This window comes from Pseudomonas sp. B21-009, from assembly GCF_024749345.1.
Classification (GTDB): domain Bacteria; phylum Pseudomonadota; class Gammaproteobacteria; order Pseudomonadales; family Pseudomonadaceae; genus Aquipseudomonas.
The window spans coordinates 2,198,400-2,218,255 of record NZ_CP087199.1; the positions used below are offsets into that span (position 1 = coordinate 2,198,400).

The 19,856-nt window shown below is 60.3% G+C and carries 18 protein-coding genes; 11 read left to right on the forward strand and 7 right to left on the reverse strand.

Annotated elements, in window-relative coordinates; all coding sequences use genetic code 11:
- Positions 1–2 precede the first annotated feature (2 nt).
- The 4 genes from LOY34_RS10125 (at position 3) to LOY34_RS10140 (ending at position 4,421) form a co-directional block, all read left to right on the forward strand.
- A complete protein-coding gene (locus LOY34_RS10125; protein ID WP_195883657.1) occupies positions 3–311 on the forward strand; it encodes a hypothetical protein in 309 nt (102 codons plus the stop codon).
- A gap of 161 nt (positions 312–472) precedes the next feature.
- Complete coding sequence (locus LOY34_RS10130) at positions 473–1,396, forward strand: carbon-nitrogen hydrolase family protein (RefSeq protein WP_195883658.1); 924 nt, start codon at positions 473–475, stop codon at positions 1,394–1,396.
- Between the two features lie 177 nt (positions 1,397–1,573).
- Positions 1,574–2,887, forward strand: a complete 1,314-nt coding sequence (locus LOY34_RS10135; protein ID WP_195883659.1) for an MFS transporter — start codon at positions 1,574–1,576, stop codon at positions 2,885–2,887.
- Positions 2,888–2,918: 31 nt separating this feature from the next.
- Positions 2,919–4,421 (forward strand): amino acid racemase, encoded by a 1,503-nt coding sequence (locus tag LOY34_RS10140; RefSeq protein WP_195883660.1) that lies wholly within the window; start codon positions 2,919–2,921, stop codon positions 4,419–4,421.
- Here the strand turns inward: LOY34_RS10140 and LOY34_RS10145 are convergent.
- Positions 4,388–5,299 carry a LysR family transcriptional regulator gene (locus LOY34_RS10145; protein WP_195883661.1) on the reverse strand — a complete coding sequence of 304 codons (912 nt, stop codon included), beginning with the start codon at positions 5,297–5,299 and terminating at the stop codon, positions 4,388–4,390. The two genes, LOY34_RS10140 and LOY34_RS10145, sit on opposite strands and share 34 nt — an antisense overlap.
- A 118-nt stretch (positions 5,300–5,417) precedes the next feature.
- Here LOY34_RS10145 and LOY34_RS10150 point away from each other — a divergent pair, with 118 nt between their 5' ends.
- Together LOY34_RS10150 and LOY34_RS10155 are read left to right on the forward strand one after the other, a co-directional pair.
- Positions 5,418–6,632, forward strand: a complete 1,215-nt coding sequence (locus LOY34_RS10150; protein ID WP_195883662.1) for a serine hydrolase — start codon at positions 5,418–5,420, stop codon at positions 6,630–6,632.
- Positions 6,633–6,662: 30 nt separating this feature from the next.
- On the forward strand, positions 6,663–7,196 hold the full coding sequence (locus tag LOY34_RS10155) for an OmpA family protein (protein WP_195883663.1): 534 nt from the start codon (positions 6,663–6,665) through the stop codon (positions 7,194–7,196).
- Between the two features lie 13 nt (positions 7,197–7,209).
- Here LOY34_RS10155 and LOY34_RS10160 read toward each other — a convergent pair whose 3' ends face one another.
- Positions 7,210–7,773 (reverse strand): hypothetical protein, encoded by a 564-nt coding sequence (locus LOY34_RS10160; RefSeq protein ID WP_045201534.1) that lies wholly within the window; start codon positions 7,771–7,773, stop codon positions 7,210–7,212.
- A gap of 214 nt (positions 7,774–7,987) precedes the next feature.
- Between LOY34_RS10160 and LOY34_RS10165 the strand changes: the two genes are divergently transcribed.
- The 3 genes from LOY34_RS10165 to LOY34_RS10175 all read left to right on the forward strand — a co-directional run bounded on the left by LOY34_RS10165 (position 7,988) and on the right by LOY34_RS10175 (position 12,102).
- A complete protein-coding gene (locus LOY34_RS10165; RefSeq protein ID WP_045201532.1) occupies positions 7,988–8,506 on the forward strand; it encodes a sigma-70 family RNA polymerase sigma factor in 519 nt (172 codons plus the stop codon).
- A gap of 71 nt (positions 8,507–8,577) precedes the next feature.
- Positions 8,578–9,528, forward strand: a complete 951-nt coding sequence (locus LOY34_RS10170; protein ID WP_195883664.1) for a FecR family protein — start codon at positions 8,578–8,580, stop codon at positions 9,526–9,528.
- A 147-nt stretch (positions 9,529–9,675) separates the two neighbouring features.
- Positions 9,676–12,102: a TonB-dependent receptor gene (locus LOY34_RS10175; RefSeq protein ID WP_195883665.1), complete on the forward strand. Its 2,427-nt coding sequence runs from the start codon at positions 9,676–9,678 to the stop codon at positions 12,100–12,102.
- A 761-nt stretch (positions 12,103–12,863) separates the two neighbouring features.
- Here LOY34_RS10175 and LOY34_RS10180 read toward each other — a convergent pair.
- The 3 genes from LOY34_RS10180 to LOY34_RS10190 all read right to left on the reverse strand — a co-directional run bounded on the left by LOY34_RS10180 (position 12,864) and on the right by LOY34_RS10190 (position 15,452).
- Entirely contained in the window at positions 12,864–13,658 is a 795-nt protein-coding gene (locus tag LOY34_RS10180; RefSeq protein WP_093384575.1) for an aminoglycoside phosphotransferase family protein, read from the reverse strand.
- A 151-nt stretch (positions 13,659–13,809) separates the two neighbouring features.
- Positions 13,810–14,970, reverse strand: a complete 1,161-nt coding sequence (locus tag LOY34_RS10185) for an IS30 family transposase (protein ID WP_203583931.1) — start codon at positions 14,968–14,970, stop codon at positions 13,810–13,812.
- A gap of 104 nt (positions 14,971–15,074) precedes the next feature.
- Positions 15,075–15,452, reverse strand: a complete 378-nt coding sequence (locus tag LOY34_RS10190) for a DUF4440 domain-containing protein (RefSeq protein WP_195883666.1) — start codon at positions 15,450–15,452, stop codon at positions 15,075–15,077.
- Positions 15,453–15,640: 188 nt separating this feature from the next.
- Between LOY34_RS10190 and LOY34_RS10195 the strand changes: the two genes are divergently transcribed.
- Both LOY34_RS10195 and LOY34_RS10200 read left to right on the forward strand, forming a co-directional pair.
- Entirely contained in the window at positions 15,641–16,081 is a 441-nt protein-coding gene (locus tag LOY34_RS10195) for a hypothetical protein (RefSeq protein ID WP_195883667.1), read from the forward strand.
- A gap of 33 nt (positions 16,082–16,114) precedes the next feature.
- Positions 16,115–17,248: an aminotransferase class V-fold PLP-dependent enzyme gene (locus LOY34_RS10200; RefSeq protein WP_195883668.1), complete on the forward strand. Its 1,134-nt coding sequence runs from the start codon at positions 16,115–16,117 to the stop codon at positions 17,246–17,248.
- Between the two features lie 33 nt (positions 17,249–17,281).
- Here LOY34_RS10200 and LOY34_RS10205 read toward each other — a convergent pair whose 3' ends face one another.
- Together LOY34_RS10205 and LOY34_RS10210 are read right to left on the reverse strand one after the other, a co-directional pair.
- Complete coding sequence (locus LOY34_RS10205) at positions 17,282–18,460, reverse strand: PLP-dependent aspartate aminotransferase family protein (RefSeq protein WP_045201209.1); 1,179 nt, start codon at positions 18,458–18,460, stop codon at positions 17,282–17,284.
- Entirely contained in the window at positions 18,457–19,839 is a 1,383-nt protein-coding gene (locus tag LOY34_RS10210; RefSeq protein ID WP_195883670.1) for a cystathionine beta-synthase, read from the reverse strand. The genes LOY34_RS10205 and LOY34_RS10210 overlap by 4 nt, the downstream gene beginning before the upstream one ends.
- Positions 19,840–19,856: the final 17 nt, after the last annotated feature.

Sequence of the window (19,856 nt, forward strand, 5' to 3'; positions counted from 1 at the left end):
CAATGCACCTATTGAACACTGCGGCGGCGTTGCTGGTTGCCGTTTCTACAACCTATACATCGCTGGCCTGTGCTGCATCTGCAGACGCAGAGGGTTACTACGCTGTGGTTCGCCTGATAAGTGCCGAACAGAAGGAACGCAATGTGGACGATAGCGTGCGCTCTGGTGTTAGCGCATTGGTGTCCGGCGATGACAGTACGCATGCGCAGGTCCAGGGCTATCGCTACCTCGACAGGGGCAGGCAGGACGAGAAAATGAAGGCCAGCCTGGTATCCAGTCGGATCCTGCAGGGCGCGCGCTGGACCTTTTAGCGCACTGGAAAGTCGCGTTATGTGCCACTGGCGGGCCTGGGCCCGCCAGTGCGGCAGCGATATCAAAATTACTCATATCAGATTTAAGTTTTGGCGGATTGCTCGATATCAAGCGCCGGAGGAGCATGCACACACCATCCATCACCCAAGAATAACGACCCATGACCCTCTCTACTGTGGCAGCACTGCAACTGGGTTCGCACCCCGACGGCAAACAACCAACCCTGGAGGCGATTCTTGCCTACGAGGCTGAAATAAAGGCCGCTGGCGCCCAGCTGGTGGTCATGCCCGAAGCCCTGTTGGGCGGCTACCCGAAAGGCGAAATCTTCGGCACCTACATGGGCTATCGCCTGCCGGAAGGCCGCGAGGCCTTTGAGCGCTATTTCGCCAATGCCATCGATGTACCGGGCGCCGAAACCGCCGAGCTCGCAGGCCTGGCGCAACGTACCGGCGCGCACCTGGTGGTCGGTGTCATCGAGCGCAGTGGCAGCTCGTTGTTCTGTTCGGCGCTGTTCTTCTCGCCGGAGCAGGGCCTGGTGGCCAACCACCGCAAACTCATGCCGACCGGCAGCGAACGGCTGATCTGGGGCCAGGGCGACGGCTCGACCTTGCCGGTGATCGATACCCCGGTGGGCAAGATCGGCGCGGCAATCTGCTGGGAAAACCACATGCCGCTGCTGCGCACGGCGATGTACGCCAAAGGCATCGAGGTGTGGTGTGCACCGACGGTGGACGAGCGCGACAACTGGCAAATCTCCATGCGCCATATCGCCCACGAAGGGCGCTGTTTTCTGGTCAGCGCCTGCCAGTACCAGCCGTCGCCACGCGACCTGGGTACCAGCCTGCCGCACTGGGATGACGACCGACCGCTGATGCAGGGCAACAGCGTGATCATCGGCCCCATGGGCGAGGTGATTGCCGGGCCATTGAAGCACGGCCCCGGTTTGCTCGTGGCGCAGATCGATTCGGCCGAGCTGGTCAAAGCGCGGTATGACTTTGATGTGGTCGGCCACTATTCGCGCCCGGATGTCTTCACCTTGCTGGTTGATGAACGGGCGAAAAGCTCGGTGAAGTTCCAGCAATAACCCGAAGTGGGCAGGGCGCGCGTGCGCCGGTTGCCCTGATGTTGCTGCACACCTGGCTTCGTCCTGAGGCCAGGTGCCTGTCGATTCCGACACGCTCTGCGGTTGATCGTTGCTTTGAAGTTTCTGCGCTTTGCGTTGCCCTGCACCAATAACAAAAATACTAGAGGCTTGTCAGAAATGAATACTGGTTCGCACCTGCTGTACCGCAAGATCGCCTGGAAGATATTGCCGCTGCTGTTTGTCAGCTACATCGTTTCTTACCTGGACCGGGTCAATATCGGTTTCGCCGCGTTGCGCATGCAACAGGACCTGAACTTCAGCGATGCGGTCTACGGGCTCGGCGCCGGGGTGTTTTTCCTCGGTTATGTGCTGTTTGAAGTGCCCAGCAACCTGCTGCTGACCCGCATCGGTGCGCGCAAGACCATCATGCGCATCATGATTTCCTGGGGGCTGGTGTCGTCTTGCATGATGTTCGTGCAGACGCCTTTGCAGTTCTACCTGGCGCGGTTTTTCCTCGGGGTGTTCGAAGCCGGGTTCTTCCCGGGCATCATCCTTTACCTGACCTACTGGTTTCCGGTGCGCATGCGCGGCAGCGTGATCGCCGTGTTCATGTCGGCCATTGCCATCGCCGGCATTCTCGGCGGGCCGCTGTCGGGCTGGATCATTCGCGCCATGGAAGGCGTGCATGATTTGCACGGCTGGCAGTGGATGTTCCTGCTCGAAGGGGCGCCGGCGGTCATCCTCGGTATTCTGGCCGGCTTCCTGCTGATCGACCGGCCCGAGCAGGCAACATGGCTGAGCCGCGAAGAGCGCCAGCGCATCGCCGCAGAGGTTGGCACGCCCACCGGCAGCACAAGCCACGCACTCGGTGTGGTGGTGCGCGACCCGCGCATCTATGCCCTGGCGCTGGTGTATTTCTCGGTAATGGCCGGGCTCTACATTCTCGGTTTCTGGCTGCCGGGGATGATCAAAAGCTACGGCGTCGACGACCCTTTCCATATTGGCCTGCTGACGGCGGTGCCCTACATCGCCAGCGCCGTCGGCATGATCGTCATCGGCAGGCATTCCGATGCCGTCGGCGAGCGCCGCTGGCACCTGGCAAGTTGCATGCTGGTGGCCGCCTGCGCGTTGATCGCCTGCACACTGGTGCCGGGCAACCTGGTGCTGGGCCTGGTGACCCTGAGCGTGGCGGCGGTCGGGCTGTATGCCTCGATGCCGTTGTTCTGGACCATCCCCACCCGTTACCTGGGCAGTGAATCAGCTGCCGGCGGCATTGCCCTGATCAACTCCCTGGCGCTGTTTGGCGGCTTCACCAGCCCAACGGTGCTGGGGCTGGTCAAGGCCAGCACCGGCAGCCTGGATATCGGCCTGTACCTGTTCGCCGGCTTGCTGGTGGTCGGCGCTGGCGCGCTGATCCTGGCGCTGCCGGCCCGGCTTATCAAAGAGAGCCCAACGCTGGCGGTGCAGGGTGAAGTCTGCGAATCACTGTGAACCCGACGCAAGCCACCAACAGGTCAAGGCAATGAAGACAAAAGTGCAATCGGATGAAGCTGTCGCGGTACGCAAAATCGGCGTGATCGGCGGCTTGGGGGCGCTGGCCGGGGCAGACCTGTTCTACAAGCTGACCCGCTCGCGCCACGTGCTGGCCGAGCAGTTCAACTGCCACCTGCTGCTGGAGCAGCAGGCTTTCAGCGACGCCGCGTTGCCCCTTTACGCCGGGGCCAGCATCGCCTCGCGCAAGTTCTATGTCTATGAACTGTGCAAGGCGTTCGAGGCCCGCGGTATCGAGACGGTGATGCTGCCGTGCTTCGCCAGCCATACCTTCCTTGGCGAGATCCAGGAGCAACTGAGCCTGCGTATTCTCGACATGATGGCGGCGCTCAAGCAGCACATTGCCGGCCGGTATGCGCCGGGGACGGTGCTCGGCGTGCTGGCCTCGGATGTGGTTCGCGGGTCCGGGCTGTTCGAGCGCTACCTGGGCGGCGACTACCGCCTCAGCTACCCGCCGGCGGCCGAGCAGGCCGCCTTGATGGCGGCGGTGTACGGCGACGCTGGCATCAAGCACGGCGGACTCGACGGCGCGCCGCTCGAGGCCGTACAGCGCCTGGCTGACGCGCTGCAGGCGCAGGGCGCGGCCGCCATCGTACCGGGCATGACCGAACTGGCCCTGGTCTGCGCGGCCTTGCAGCGTAGCGGCATCGCCATGCTCGACAGCAATGCGATCTATGCCGACTACGCCGCCAGCGAGCACTACCGGCGCGCCGAGGCGCCGTTCAAGCTCGGCGTCGTCGGCGGCGTGGGGCCGGCGGCAACGGTGGACTTCATGGATAAGGTCGTGGCCAACACGCCCGCCGGCAAGGATCAGGACCACATCAAAATGGTGGTCGAGCACAACCCGCAGATTCCCGACCGCACCGCGAACCTGCTCGGGGCTGAAACCGATCCGACCATTGCCCTCTACGCCACCTGCCAGCGCCTGGCGGACGCCGGTGCCGATGCCATCGCCATCCCGTGCAACACCGCTCATGCGTTCGTAGCGCGTATCCAGCCGCACCTTGAGGTGCCGATCGTCAACATGCTCGACGAGACCATCGCCTGCATCGTCGAGCAGCATGGATCGAGCACGCCAGTGGGCTTGCTGGCCACCTCGGGCACGTTGCAAAGCGCTGTCTATCATGAGGCTGCGCGGGCGGCCGGCTTGCAGTTGCTCACCCCGGGGCACGAGTACCAGGCACTGGTGATGGAAGCCATTTACGGCGCGCGCGGGATCAAGGCCGGGTTTACCGAGGGCATCTGCAAGGAGCAGTTGCTGGTGGTCGCCGAGCACCTGTGCGAGCTGGGTGCCGGGGTGTTGATTCTGGGCTGCACTGAGCTGCCGCTGGTGCTCAGCCCGGCGCCGGCCATGGGCCTGGGCCGGCACCGGGTGGCGGTGGTCGACCCGACCACGGTACTGGCCCGCGCGTGCGTGCAACTGGCGCTCGATGCCCGCCCTCAGGACAGGCAGAAGGTGTTGTCCACCAGTTGAATGATCAGCGACTTGACCGTTTGCAGCGTGCTGTCGTGCTTGCTGCCCACCCGCGTGCCGATTTCCAGGTCGTAGGAGGGCAGCGGCACCGGGCAAGGAAAGGTCTGCAGGGTGCTGACCCGTTCCATGGCCCGGGCGGCGTGGGTGGGCACCGTGGTGATCAGCTTCGAGCCCACCAGCAGAAACGGCACTGCGGCAAAGTGCGAGGTCGAGGCGCGGATGCTGCGCTTGTAGCCGGCCGCATTCAGCCCCTCGTCGACGATGCCGACGAAACCGCCCGACGACACCAGCAGGTGCGGCCGCTGGGCGTAGTCCTCGGCGCTGCTGGGGATGCTGTTGTGAGCGTCGGCGATGCACAGGTAGTTGCCACGGCCCAGGCGGTGGCGGGCAATCAGCGGCGACGACAGCCCGCCGGCAGACACGGCGATATCGATCTGATGATGCATGAGCATGTCCTGCACCAGGCCGCTGTGGGTCTGGCGGAACAGAATGCGCAGGCCGTGCAGTTGTTCATCGATCAGCGCCACCAGGCTTTGCCCCAGGGCGATTTCGCTGTCGTCGGAGAGGCCGATGGTGATGGTCCGGCCCTTGATGTCTTTACCCGCGACCGACAACGCAAAGGCTTGGCGGCAGCGATTGAGGGCCTCGCCAATCAGCGGTGCCAGCTCGTTGGCGCGCAGGGTCGGGCGCAGGCCACGGCCGGTGCGTTCGAACAACGGGTCGGCGTAAATTTCCCGCAGCCGCGCAAGGGCCGCACTGACCGCAGGCTGGGTCACCCCCAGGCGCAGCGCAGCGCGGCTGGCACCGCCTTCTTCGATCAGGGCGACAAACACTCGCAGTAAGTTCAAGTCGACAGAGTCGATATCAATGCTATGCATATCAGATATCTTGATAGTTGGTTGATTTATAGTATAGGCGTACGCACAATCCGCGGACAAATACTTCATCAGCGTATGTGCAGTGGCTGATGAGTTGGGCAGTCGAGTTTGGGAGCGTATGAAAGGTTCAGCAGTAGTTAAGGGGTTGTTGTGTGTATTACTTGCACCGTGGTTAGTGGCCAGTGGGTCTTTTACTGTAAGTGCTGCAGACCTTGTCGCGGCACCGGGCGTCGCTGCCGAATCGTGGATGTTGATGGACTATGAAAGTGGCGAAGTCCTGGCCCAGGGCAATGCCGATGCGCGCATCGATCCTGCCAGCCTGGTGAAGATCATGAGCAGTTATGTGATCGGCGAGGCTCTGCAGTCCGGCGCACTCAGCGCCAGTGACCGGGTGACCATCGAGCACGATGCCTGGGCCGCAGGCAATCCGCACTTGCAGGGCTCTTCGTTGATGTTTCTCAAACCCGGCGACCGGGTCTCGGTACAAGACCTCAATACCGGGGTTGTGGTGCAGTCTGGTAATGACGCCTGCATTGCCCTGGCCACTTACATTGCCGGCAGCGAACATGCCTTTGTCGACCTGATGAATGAACAGGCCGGCAAACTTGGCCTGACCAATACCCAGTTCAAGACCGTCCATGGCCTGGCCGCCGAAGGGCAATACAGCAGTGCCCGCGACATGGCGATACTCAGCCGTGCGCTGATTGCCGAGTTGCCGGCGGAGTACGCCTTGTACAAACAAAAGGCCTTCGCCTTCAACAACGTTCAACAATACAACCGCAACCGCCTGTTGTGGAGTACCAGCCTGGATGTCGACGGTTTAAAGACCGGCAACTCCAGCGCAGGCGGCTACAGCCTGGTCACCTCGGCGCAACGTGACGGGCGCCGGCTGATTGCCGTGGTGATGGGCGCCAAGTCCGATCGGCTGCGCTTTCAGGAGTCGGAAAAACTGCTCAAGTGGGGCTTTCGCGCATTCGAGACGGTGACGCCGATCCAGGCCGACGAAGTGTTCATGAGCAAGCGGGTGTGGTTTGGCCAGACCCGCAACGTCAAGCTCAATGCCGGCGCGCAAGCGACCATCAGCGTGCCCTACGGGCACTCGGCCGAGGTGCAGGCCAGCGCCATCGTCGACACCGCCGAACTTCACGCGCCGTTGCAGGCGGGCCAGGTGGTAGGCGTGGTCAACTTCCAGGTGGGCTCAAAACACGTCGCCAGCAAGCCGCTGGTGGTGATGGAAAGCGTGGAAGAGGGCGGCTGGTTCAGCCGGGCCTGGGACTACCTGTTGCTCAAGGTGTACCAATGGCTGGGCGTGTGCCTGTTGTGCGCGGGCTAGTTGCGATCCTGTAGACGAGAAGAGGGGCCTATGAACCGTTATCTGCGCTGCTTCCTGCCCGTGCTGTTGGTATTGACGACGACAGGCTGCAGCAACCCTGCAAGCACCAGCGAACGCTCGCTGTTCGTCTCGGCGGCCGAGGCCGATGCCAACAACCAGCGCGCCCTGCAAGCGCTGTCGGATGAGCCCGATGTGGCCGGCGGCCTGGTGGTGTATTTCGACACCGACAGCTCGGCGATCGAGCCGCCTTATCAGGCCAGGCTTGCCTATGTGGCCAACTACCTGGTGAGCCATCCCGAGGCCGAAGTCTTTGTCGAGGGCCATACCGATGACATCGGCTCGCCCGAGCAGAACATCGTCCTGGCCCAGGCGCGTGCCGCGATGATCGCCTATTACCTGGTCAAGTACGGCGCCTTGTATGAACAGGTGAATGTTCACGCCTATGGCGAGCATTCACCGGTGTGCGAGGGCAGTGGCAAGGACGACTTGAAGCTCAACCGCCGGGGCGTGGTGGAGTGGGTCAGCCATGGGCACAGTTTGGGCTATGAGTTTGAGCAACAGTGAGCAGGGCTTGAGTTCAAAGCGCCTTCTTGTTTCTCACGCTCCAGGCCTCAAGGAAACCGTCGGTTGGAAAAACGACGGGGTGTTTATCCATCCTGACCTTCACCGGGACATCCTTGGCGAAGGCGTTGTAGATATAGTGCTGCGCGGCATCGGAGACCGGCAGGAAGATCGACACCTTGGTGCCTGGTTTTTCCTCGCGGCACTCATGCAGCACCTTGATCGGCTGATCGTTGACTTCAATAAAGCCCTCATTGGTCTGCAGCTTCCCGCAGTCGACAAACTGCGTGAAGATCATTTTTGCGCCCTGTTCCGTGGCATTGATGACGGCGTTGTAAACGACAACGCCGTCCTTGAAACCCTCCGAGTTGCTCAGCGCAATCGCACTGTACGGCGCGTCCTTGCTGAACTCGTTGAACAAGGCGTAGCGGTACTTATCGGTGCCGATGGTTTTCGCCAGCTTGCGACCTTCATCGGTTTGCATGTCAATGACGAAGTGCCCAGCGACAGCCTGGGAGGAAACCGCCGCCAGCAGCAGAATGCCAGGCAGGCAGAGGATTTTTTTTGCGCGTGAGATCATGGGGCAGTTCCTTGCTTCGACTGACAGCCATGATATCAAATTGACGTCATTGCCTTAAGGCTGGGTTTGACTGTCGGCTTCAATCACCGACGTGTCTGCGCGGAACTCCGCTGCAAAACGGGGCCGCTGCTCTTAATCCATTTAATAATGCTTCTCAGTTAATGTAGTATTCGCCGCTCTCCGGCGGGGCCGGTTCACCGAAATAGGGCTGAGCATGTCACGCATTGGCACCTCTGATCTGCTAACCAACTTCCATGAGCACTACGCAGAACTGTTGGCGTTCCTGGCTCGGCGGTTGGGTAACGTTGAGCAAGCTGCCGATGTGGCCCAGGATACCTATCTGCGTTTGGTTAACCTGCCGGCGGGCGAACCGATACAGGAGCCTCGCGCGTTTCTGTTCCGCATAGCTGGCAACCTGGCCATTGATCGTATGCGTCGGGAGGGGCGACTCAATGCCTTGCATGCCGATGAATCACAGGCCCTGGAGGTATGCGATCCACGCCCTTCACCAGAGACTGCTCTGATCACAGATGAGGCTTTGGCACAGCTCGATATCGCCATGGACAAGTTGCCAACCAACGCAAGGTTGGCGCTACTGCTCAACCGTCTCGAGGGGCTGACCCATGCGCAGATCGCCATAAGACTCGGCGTTTCCGAAAGCACCGTGGGGAAGTACATTGTTCAAGCTGTACGTCATTGTCGCGACTCGCTGAGCCGGACGCAGTGGAGATGAACCGCTTGCCTTATACGAACGTGCCCCCCCAGACTCTGACGCCTCTTCACACTTCCAAGCTTGAAGAACCCATGACCGACAGTGTTGATCCTTCCGATCTGGAAGACCAGGCCATCGAGATGCTGGTGCATCTGCACTCAGGTCGGGCTACTACAGCCGATCACCTGGCCTATGACAACTGGTGCCAGCGCTCTGCGTTCCATGCTCACGCCGCAAGCAGGGCCGAGGCATTGTGGGGCGCGTTCCCCCTGACACAAAAAGCCCGACAATTCGTTGCTCCGCCCCCCGAGAAGCGTCGTAAACCTGCACGCGCCTTATGGGCAGCCGGCATGGCAGCTTGTGTTGCATTAGTGGTGTTCAGTGCAGCGCTACAACGCCCCTGGTCAGCGCTCTATGCCGATCATGTGACAGACCCTGGCGAGCGACGGGAATTGCGCCTTGAAGACGGCAGTCGGCTGTGGATGAATGGTGACACCGTGCTGTCGGTGAATTACAGCCATAACCAACGCGGCATCACGCTGTATCAAGGGGAAGCGCTCTTCGAAGTTGCCAAGGATTCATCACGGCCTTTCATCGTTCACGCCGCTCAAGGTGATGTACAGGCAATCGGCACACGTTTCGATGTGGATCAGCGCGGCGACAAGGTCACCGTCCAGGTGAGCGAAGGGATAGTCCAGCTCAGTTCGGGCGGGGAGACCCTGCGTCTGCCCGCAGGGCAATCCACGGCCTATCGCCAGGGTCTGGCGCCGCAGATGGCGGTGGAAGTCGATGTGCAGGATGTCGCCACCTGGCAGCGAGGCAAATTGATTTTCAATGCGCGGCCGCTGGGTGAGGTGCTCGCCGAACTCGACCGGTACATCCCAGGCGTCCTCTACCTGACGGATGAAACGCTGGCGGCACGGCGTATCAGCGGCACATTCGAAGTGGAGGATCCACACGCTGCGCTCAATGCGCTTGAGCAAACGCAGCCACTTCGCATCACTCGGTTGCCGTTACTCACGCTGGTGCGGCCCAAGCGCTGATACAGGGCCAGCATCCCTTCCCGGAGAGCACCTTGCAAAAAAATGAAAATTCTTTGGCAAGGTCCTCTACGTCGTTTCGTCGTAGATACGAAGCGCGAATCATTCACATTAAAGTCGCGCAGCCAACTCTAGGGAAAGGTTGCTTTCATGTTTCATGTCTCCTTACGTACCCGTGCGCATTCGTTGCGCCAGGCAATGGCACTGGCTGCCTTGCTCGGACTGCTGGCACCGGTCGATGCTCATGCCAGGGGCTCCGAAGCCTTCGCTGTCACTCAGCTCTTCAATATCGCTGCCCAGCCACTGGACAGCGCACTAACCCGATTCGCCGATCAAGCCGGCCTGCGCATCATTTTCAATTCCGACGAGGTAAGTGGAATGAACAGCGCTGGGTTGAGCGGGCCCTACAAGGTCAATGAGGCGCTCGATCATCTGCTCAGCGGCAGTGGTTTCGGTTATGAGTTCGTCAATGACAAGACGCTGACCTTGCGCAAGCTATCGACTGATTCGGCAGTGCTGGAGCTGGGCGTTACCGATGTGAATGCACTCAGGCTGGCCTCGACAACTGAGGGGACCGGCGCCTATACCACTGGCCTTACCAACACGGCGACAAGGTTGGGGCTTTCGCCGCGTGAAACGCCTCAGTCCATCAGTGTGGTCACTCGGCAACAGATGGATGACCAGAACATGCAGTCGTTGGAAGACGTTGCAAGGGCAGCGACAGGCATCAGCACGGTTAAAGGGTTCGGCACAGAGCGTCCGCTTTACTACTCGCGAGGGTTCCAGGTCGACGACTTGCAGTTCGATGGCCTGCCGAGCAGCGTCACGGAAAGTTTCTCGATGGACGTCATGTCAGTGAACAACATGGCCATGTATGACCGGGTGGAAATTGTCCGAGGTGCGACAGGCCTGATGCAAGGGGCAGGTAATCCGTCTGCGGCGATAAATATGGTGCGCAAGCGACCGACGCGTGAATACCAACTCAAGGCGGAGCTCGGTGCTGGCTCGTGGGACAACTACCGCACGCAACTCGATGTTGGCGGCCCCCTGAACGCAGAGGGCACCCTGCGTGGCCGTACGGTCCTGATGTACAACAGTCGAAATAGCTACCAGGACTACGCTGACAAGGACAATCAGCTGTTCTACGCCATTGGCGAAGCCGACTTGAGTGATTCGACCACGATCGCGGTGGGGGCATCTTTCCAGCAGGACAACAACGGCGGCTACGACTGGGGTGGTTTGCCCACCCACCTGGATGGCAGTTCTTACAACTTCTCGCGTTCGAAGTCGTTCGCCGGTAAGTGGGCCCACCTGGACAAGATCAACCGCAACGTTTTTGCCGATATCAAGCACAGCTTCAATGAGGACTGGAACCTCACCGTCGCCACCAATCTGATCTGGTCCAATGCAGATTTTCTCGCTCAGGTTGGGTATCACAGCAAAGACTCCGATTCGACGATGCAGTACTGGCCGAACAGCGCCCGTTACGATGACGAACAGATCAATCTCGACGCGGCGCTTAACGGCGCATTCACCCTGCTGGGGGGCAAGCATGAGGTGGTGATAGGGACCAACATGAGGCGCGACAGGCTGCAGTACGTGACAGGCTCATCAAGCGTGAACCCTATCGTCGACATTCTGGACTTCGACACCTCGCAGTTCCCTGAACCGCACATAGTCGGCAGCCTGACGCCCAGCCGACATGTGCGTAAGGACAAGGGCATATATGCCGCCACCCGCCTCAATCCGCTCGATGATCTGCACGTCATTCTCGGCAGCCGTTTGAGCTGGGTCGATTACGACACCCAAGGCCCCTGGGAGACGGACCGCTTCAAGGAAAATCGCAAGGTCATCCCTTACGGCGGCATCGTCTACGACGTCAATGACAACACCTCGGTGTACGCCAGCTATACCGAGATCTATAAGATGCAGGGCAACTACAGCGTCGACAACACATTGCTGGAACCCACGACGGGCAGTAACTACGAAGTCGGCGTGAAAAACGAGCTGTTCGATGGCAGGTTGAATACCGCCCTGGCGCTCTTCCAGGTGGATCAGTCAGGCCTTGCGCAGGTCGTTCCCGATGCTGGACGTGTCTGCGGGCCAACGCGTGATTCGCGGTGCTACACCGAGGGTGCGAAAGTGCGAAACCGCGGGTTCGAGGCAGAGGTTTCAGGCGAGTTGATGCCCGGCTGGAATGCCTTGATGGGCTACACCTACAGTCATCCAAAATACGTCGCTGGTACCAAAAAGGGTGACGCTTATGGCACAGAAAATTCGCCACAGCGACTGTTCAAGGCCGCCACCACCTATCAGCTGCCGGGAAAGTTGGATCAATGGCGAGTGGGGACCAGCGTGTACCATCAGAGCAAGCTGTACCTGAACGAGATTTCGCAGAGTGCCTACAACCTTGTCGACCTGAACGCTAACTTGCGAATCGACCAGAACCTGAGCGTTCAATTGAACCTCAACAATGTTTTCGACGAGAAGTACTACACCGCGATTTTTAGTCAAGACACCGGAAATTATTACGGCGAACCCCGCAACGTTGCCATCACCCTACGCTACGAGAATTAGTTGCGAGCCGGACGTTGCAGAGGGCTTTGTGTGTATCACATCGGCTGCCACTTCAACGGCCAGGTCTTGCGATGAAGGCCGCCTTGCCGCCCACGATCGTGAGCACCGGTCAATAAACCGACTTTCAAGCGGCTGTAGCAGCCGCTTGGAAGAACATCACGCTCAGTCGCAACGGATCGCTGTGCTTCGTCAGGGGCGGCTTTTAGCCAATGCTGCCGTTCGCGAGGGCCGCTTTCGACCCGAAGCTGCCCTTCGCACTGCGTTAGAACTGTCGGTAAGATCCCTTTTCCCAACCAGCACGAACAGATGCCAATGGCCCAACCGACGACACTAACCAGCATCATTGGCCCTTGGAAAGGAGAGGCGCCGACAACGTTACTACAACGCTGTCGAGATGCCTGGGACACGCCCTTTAAAGAGCTTTCAGATCTCATGGTCGCTACTTTTCTGAATCAGCGAATCGCAGTTCCTCAAATGTTGGCTGAGGCTAGGCGGCGGTTGGATACAGAGCCCCGCGATGATACGGAATACTTCGAAGGCCAGCTACTTGAGGCAGTTATCGGAGCTGACAACTGACCGCTTTGGGCCGTTAGCTGCCCCGAAAGTAGACGGACTTTCTACATTGCGGAACGTCACTTGCGAAGGGTGTGGTGGTACAGAAATGGTACGAGGAAATTGAGCTGAGTCTACAAGCCAGTGTTTTAGTGCGGTTTGTGCTTAGTGCGTCCAATCCATCACATGGACCTTAGCCACTGGCCAACTCACAAACCGAGCGCCAACGCTGCAAGCTTCGCCACCTCAAGGGGGGCATCCGGCTCAATGTCGTCCTCGAGCATCCAGGCTGCTGACAACCCCGCCCATGCGAGCACCCACTGCAACAACCTGTGGCGATCAATTTCGGAGGCGTGTGCCACGACCCCTATACGGCGCTCGAAACACCCTGGAGCCAAAGCGCTTTTGCTATCCGGATTGCAGAAAATATTCGCGTAATCGAAGCCGCGCTCACCGTACAGTCCCTTAGGATCGATAGCGAGCCATCCCTTGGCGCCAAAGTCCAAGACATTTCCGTGATGGATGTCGCCATGCAGTACCGTGACTTCGCGAGGTGCACCTAAAAGTTGGCGGGCGGTTTCTGCACAGTGTTCAAAGACTCCTCTGTGCGTTGCCGCTGCGCTCCATAAGGCTTCGAACCGGTTAACCAGGGGGACCAAAGCAGGCAGCGGTTTTGTACTTGGTATGTGGAGGCGGCGGACCACCGCACAGATAATACGAGTAGCCTCGTCGTCCTGGCCGCAGCTCACCATGTGCGCCAGGGAGACCGAGCCGTTCGCACGCTCCATGAGTAAGGCCTCACCGTCATGTGCCAGCACTGGAGCTGCTCCTTCACCGTCCCACCAAGCCATGAGCAGATTGCCTGCCCGCTCTTCCAGCTCTTGCGAAATTTTGAGCATGGCTGGTAGGCCGTGGTGGCGAACGGGCAGTAGATGTCCATTCAGCGAGGCGAAAGCATCACCGTCGATGGTCAGTTCCCATCGTTTCAAGTATTGATCAAACATGAATTCATTAACTTTCGCACTTTCCGGAGCAGCATTATGAATGATTGAGACGTGAGACTAAATGTCCGGTTTTGGCGGGTTGCTGCCTTCTCCGACCGGCCGCTTTGGGTCGAAAACGGCCGATCGCCACTGACCGCTATCGACTGTGGATTCAACCGGTCGATGCAACAGATTGACTAAATCGTTCAGCGGGCGTTTCGTAGTTTAGTGTTTTTCGAGGGCGACTATTTAGCTGCCTTGCTACTTCATTGAGTGTGGCTTGCGAGTGTTCCGCTAGGTCGGTTCCTTTCGGGAAGTACTGCCTTAACAACCCGTTGGTGTTCTCATTCGATCCCCGTTGCCAAGGACGATGAGGATCGCAGAAGTAAACCTTGATGTCGGTAGCCACCGTAAAGCGCTTATGCTCAGCCATCTCTTTGCCGCGATCCCAGGTCAGCGATTTGTAGAGTTCTTGGGGTAAGTTACGGGCGTTTTCGATCAGGGCGCTGATGACCGTCTCGCTATCCTTTCCGTCCAATTTCACCAACATTACGTAGCGGGTATGACGCTCCACAAGAGTGGCAATTTGGCTGTTCCTGCTACCGCACAGCAGGTCACCTTCCCAGTGACCTGGCACCGCCCGATCCTGAGCCGCGGCCGGGCGTTCGCGGATCGATACCGCGTCTGTGATTCGACCGTGATTTTCTTTCTTCTGCGTGTGATGGCGCGAGCGACGCATGGCTCGCGTTCGCCGTAAATGCTCAAGCAACTCCTTCTTCAGAGCCCCGCGAGCCTGTATGAAGAGGGTGCGATAGATCGTCTCGTGTGACACCTGATAGCTCGTATCGTCCGGATAGGTGCGCTTCAGCCAGCCGGCAATTTGTTCCGGTGACCACTGCAATTGAAGCTTGTCTGCAACAATTTGCGCCACCGCTCGGTGCTCAACAAGCTTGCAGATCTTGGGTCGATGGGCGCGATCCCAGGCAGCCTGATCCGCTCGATTAGCCCGGTAGCCTCCTTGGCCACCGTTACGCCTGATCTCACGACTGATCGTAGAGGCTGCTCGTCCTAGCAGCGCGGCTATGGAACGGATCGAGTTACCTGCCACCACTGCACGCGAAATCTCTTCGCGTTCAGCCAACGTCAGCGCCAATCTGGACCTGCGACGTACAGCGGGTCTGATCCCCCCGGTCTCCGCCAAGATGCGCTGTATCGATGAGTGGTTCCGATCAAATAGTTGGGCGATGTGCTGGAGAGAGTCGCCTTTTTGCCAGTGATCCCACATCAGTTTTTTCTGGCTTTCGGTGTAATAGATCCGAGGTCTCTGCTTCATCTGCAACACTCCTTCTGCTTACACAGAATTTAGTTGTGTTGCATCGACCGGTTGAATCCACAACCCAAAGCGGCCACTCACCCAAGCATGGCCCCAATAGCTGATCAAATTTCTGCTGCCCTTCTCGTACCTTGGTGGAATGCCATCTGCCAATCGTCTCCCAGCCGACGCCAGATGGAGCTTCTCAAAGAATCACGGGTGCCGTTCGGGCTATCGACCGTGCACCGATAGGTGGCCAGCACCACCTTTTCGGAGAGGATACGAATCTGAAAATCGGTGATCTGACGCTGGACAAAATCCTGCACCAGCAAAGCGTCGATGGTTTGTGACCGGTTCCAGGCGATACCCTGCGCGCCAAACTCGACGAAGTCCTGAGCCAGCAGGCGGGTCAGCATGTCGCGATCAAGGCGGGTCTTGCGTTCAAGCAGACTCGCCTCCAGTGCGTGAATAACAGACTCCAGGCATGCCTTCGAAATTTTCATGTAATTGACCTCCGTCTGCGATTCACCATGCCAGCGCGCCACGGCGTGGCGGTAGCGACAGCCTGACTTCGACCGTCGCTATACACAGCCAAACCCCGCAGCGTACCAGGTCAATGGAGCGCATCATCTGGTATCGGTTAGAATCCGCAGCTTATTTCAACAATGCTTGCTACACATAAGGAAGTTCCATGACAAGGATGGCTGCTGTTTTCACTTTACTGAGTTGCATGGCGTCGGCCTCGGCATTGGCGGCGTCTGATTGTCCGTTTCCGCAGGGAATGCAGGCATCCATCGGTGCGTCGAAGGAAGTCATTGCGGCCAGGCAAGCGGGCGTCGCCAAGGATGATCTGCTCGCGAGGATTTCCCCCGCGGCCGACGGGCAGATGTCAAAGATGCTAAAGAGTATCGTCGACGAGGTTTACGATTATCCGGCACTGCTACCCGAGGTGTATGCCGCCTTCCGGTTCGAGCACTGCTTTGTTTCGCAGCAGCACGCTGAACAAGTGGCGGCCATGAAGTTTGCCGATGCCTATCCGCTGCTGAAGAAATGCGAACAGATCGACCCGCAAGGGGCTCGACCGCCTTGTGCAATGCGGGTAGTGCATACGTTGACCGGCATTCCCGAGTAATACCACTGATATCTCTGCCAAAGGAGTCACTCCATGTCAAAGCTATATCCCAGTATTGATCCTGAGGGGCTGGTCGAGTACTCGGTGGTCTACACCGACCGCTCGCTCAACCACATGTCGCAGTCATTTCAAGGCGTGATGAACAACATCTCCACGACCCTTAAACAGGTCTACAACGCCCAGGCTGTTGCGGTGGTCCCGGGCAGCGGCACGTTCGGCATGGAAGCGGTTGCGCGACAATTTGCCAGCGCCCAGCAATGCCTGGTGATACGCAACGGCTGGTTCAGTTTTCGCTGGAGCCAGATCCTTGAGATGGGCAACATCCCGGCGGCCACCACGGTGCTCAAAGCCCGGCCGCTCGACCCGGGTCGCCAGGCGGCCTACGCGCCACCCGCTCTGGACGAAGTGCTGGCAGCCATTGCGACGCACAAGCCGCAGGTGGTCTTCGCCCCTCACGTTGAAACCTCCTCAGGGATTATCCTGCCCGACGATTACCTGCGGGCCGTTGGTGATGCCGTGCATGCGGTGGGTGGCCTGTTCGTGCTGGACTGCATCGCCTCAGGCACCATTTGGGTGGATATGCACAAATGCGCAGTCGACCTGCTGATCAGCGCACCGCAAAAAGGCTGGAGCGCTTCCCCTTGCTGCGCCCTGGTGATGTTCAGCGCCTTGGCCCTCGAGCGCATCGAGCAGACGCAAAGTAGCAGCTTTGCCTGCGACCTGAAAAAGTGGCTGCAGATCATGCAGGCTTACGAGCAGGGCGGACATGCCTACCATGCGACCATGCCCAGCGATTCCCTTGCGCGATTCAACGAGGTGATGAAAGAGATGCAAGCCTACGGGTTCGACAAGCTGCGCGGCGAGCAACAGGCTCTGGGCGATCGGGTGCGCGCAATGTTGACCGGCAAAGGCATCAAAAGCGTGGCCGCCGCCGGCTTTCAGGCCCCTGGCGTGGTGGTGAGCTACACCGATGATGGCGATATCAAGAACGGCAAGAAATTTGCCGACCAGGGCCTGCAGATCGCCGCCGGCGTGCCGCTGCAATGCGACGAGCCGGCCGACTTTCAGACCTTCCGCATCGGCCTGTTCGGGCTCGAAAAGCTGCACAATATCGAGCGCACGGTCAACACCCTCGAGCAGGCACTGGACGAGGTGATGGTGAACTAAGCCCGCTCACCCAGCCACCAGCACCCCGACCGTTCAAACCTGCGCCAGCGCCTGGGCCAGGTCAGCGCGCAGGTCGTCGACATCCTCGACCCCCACCGACAAGCGCACCAGGGCATCGCCGATGCCCAGTTGCGCGCGGTTCTCTGCCGGGATGCTGGCGTGGGTCATGATCGCCGGGTGTTCGATCAGGCTTTCGACCCCGCCCAGGCTCTCGGCCAGGGCGAAGATCTGCACCGCTTCAAGAAAGCGCTTGGCGCCGGCCAGGTCGCTGTTCAGGTCAAGGGAGATCATCCCGCCAAAGCCACGCATCTGCTGGCGCGCCAGCGCGTGCTGCGGGTGCGAGGCCAGGCCCGGGTAGTAGACCCGCGCCACCTGCGGCTGACGCTCAAGCCATTGCGCAAGCTCCAGGGCATTGCTGCAGTGGCGCTCCATGCGCAGCGCCAGGGTCTTCACCCCGCGCAGGGTGAGGAAGGCGTCGAACGGCCCGGCAATGGCGCCCACCGAGTTCTGCAAAAAGCCCAGGCGCTCGGCCAGCTGCGGGTTGTTGCCGACCACGGCGATGCCGCCGATCACGTCGGAGTGGCCGTTGAGGTACTTGGTGGTCGAGTGCAGGACGATATCGAAGCCCAGCTCCAGCGGGCGCTGCACCCACGGGCTGGCGAAGGTGTTGTCGGCCACGCAGATGATGCCGCGCTGGCGGCAGATACGCGCGACCGCGGCAAGGTCGGTCAGGCGCAGCAAGGGGTTGCTCGGGGTCTCGACCCAGACCATCCGCGTGTCGGCCTCAAGCGCCGCTTCGAATGCCGAAAGGTCGGCCAGGTCGACGAAGCTGAAGCGGTGCCCGGCGCTGCGCCGGCGCACCCGCTCGAACAGGCGGAAAGTACCGCCGTACAGGTCATTGCCCGAGACCACGTGGGCGCCGGCATCGAGCAGCTCGAGCACGTTGGCGATCGCCGCCAGCCCGGAGGCGAAGGCGAACGCCTGGGTGCCGCCCTCAAGGTCCGCCACGCAGCGTTCCAGCGCCCAGCGCGTGGGGTTGTGCGAGCGGCCGTAGTCCAGGCCCTTGTGCACCCCGGGGCTTTGCTGCAAGTAGGTGGAGTTGGCGTAGATCGGCGGCATCAATGCCCCGGTGGACGGGTCTGGTGCCTGCCCGGCATGGATCACGCGGGTGGCGAAGGCGCGTGGCGCGCCGCTTTCATCGTGCTGGCTCATGGTAAGGACCTGCGTAGGTGATTGAGCAAATCGACACGGGTAATCACGCCGTAAAAGCCGGCAGCGTCTTCAATGATCGCCACCAGCCCACGGTCGAGCTCGGCCTGCAGCTGCGCCAGGCTGGCGCTGGGGGCCAGGGTTTCCAGCTTGAGCTTGGCGGTCATCGCGCTGGCCACGCTCAAGTGAAAGTGCGAAGCGTCCTGGTGCACGCCGAGCAGGATGTCGGACTCATCGATCACCCCGACCAGCTTCTGGCCGTTGACCAGCACCGGCAGTTGCGAGACATCGGCCAAGCGCATGCGCTGGAAGGCGGTGAGCAGGGTGTCGTCGGGGCCGACGCTGATCACCCGGCCATCCTCGAAACGCCGCGCGATCAGGTCGCGCAAGTCGCCATAGCGCTTGCGCGCCAGCAGGCCCTGGTCGGTCATCCACTGGTCGTTGTAGACCTTGGACAGGTAGCGGGTGCCGGTGTCGCAAACAAAACTGACCACCCGCTTCGGTTCGGTTTGCTCGCGGCAGTAGCGCAGCGCTGCCGCCAGCAAGGTGCCGGTTGAAGAGCCGCCGAGAATGCCTTCGGCGCGCAGCAGTTGGCGGGCGTGATCGAAGCTTTCTTCATCGCTGATGGAGTAGGCCTGGCGCACGCTGGAAAGGTCGGCAATCGACGGGATGAAGTCCTCGCCGATGCCCTCGACCGCCCAGGAACCGGGAGTGCCGAGAGTGGCGCTGCGGCTGTATTCGGCGACCACCGAACCGACCGGGTCGGCCAGTATCATCGCCAGGTTCGGCTGCAGGCGGCGAAAGAAGCGGGTCAGCCCGGTCAGGGTGCCGGCCGAGCCAACGCCGACGACGATGGCATCGACATCATGCTGGGTTTGCGCCCAGATCTCCGGCGCGGTGCTGCACTCATGGGCCAGCGGGTTGGCCGGGTTGTTGAACTGGTCGGCGAAGAACGCATCGGGAATTTCCTGCGCCAGCCGCGCGGCGACATCCTGGTAATAGTCGGGATGGCCCTTGCCGACGTCGGAGCGGGTGATGTGCACCTCGGCGCCCATGGCCTTGAGGTGCAGGACCTTCTCGGTAGACATCTTGTCGGGCACCACCAGCACCACCCGGTAGCCCTTGGCGCGGCCGACCAGGGCCAGGCCCAGGCCGGTGTTGCCGGCGGTGGCCTCGACGATGGTACCGCCGGGGCGCAGGCGGCCATCGCGCTCGGCGGCGTCGATCATCGCCAGGCCGATACGGTCTTTGATCGAGCCGCCGGGGTTCTGTGATTCGAGCTTGAGAAACAGCGTGCACAGGCCGGTATCGAAGCGGCTGACACGCACCAGCGGCGTATTGCCGATCAGTTCGAGCACGGCCGGGCGGGAGTCGTTCGCCATGGGGTCACCTCGCAGCG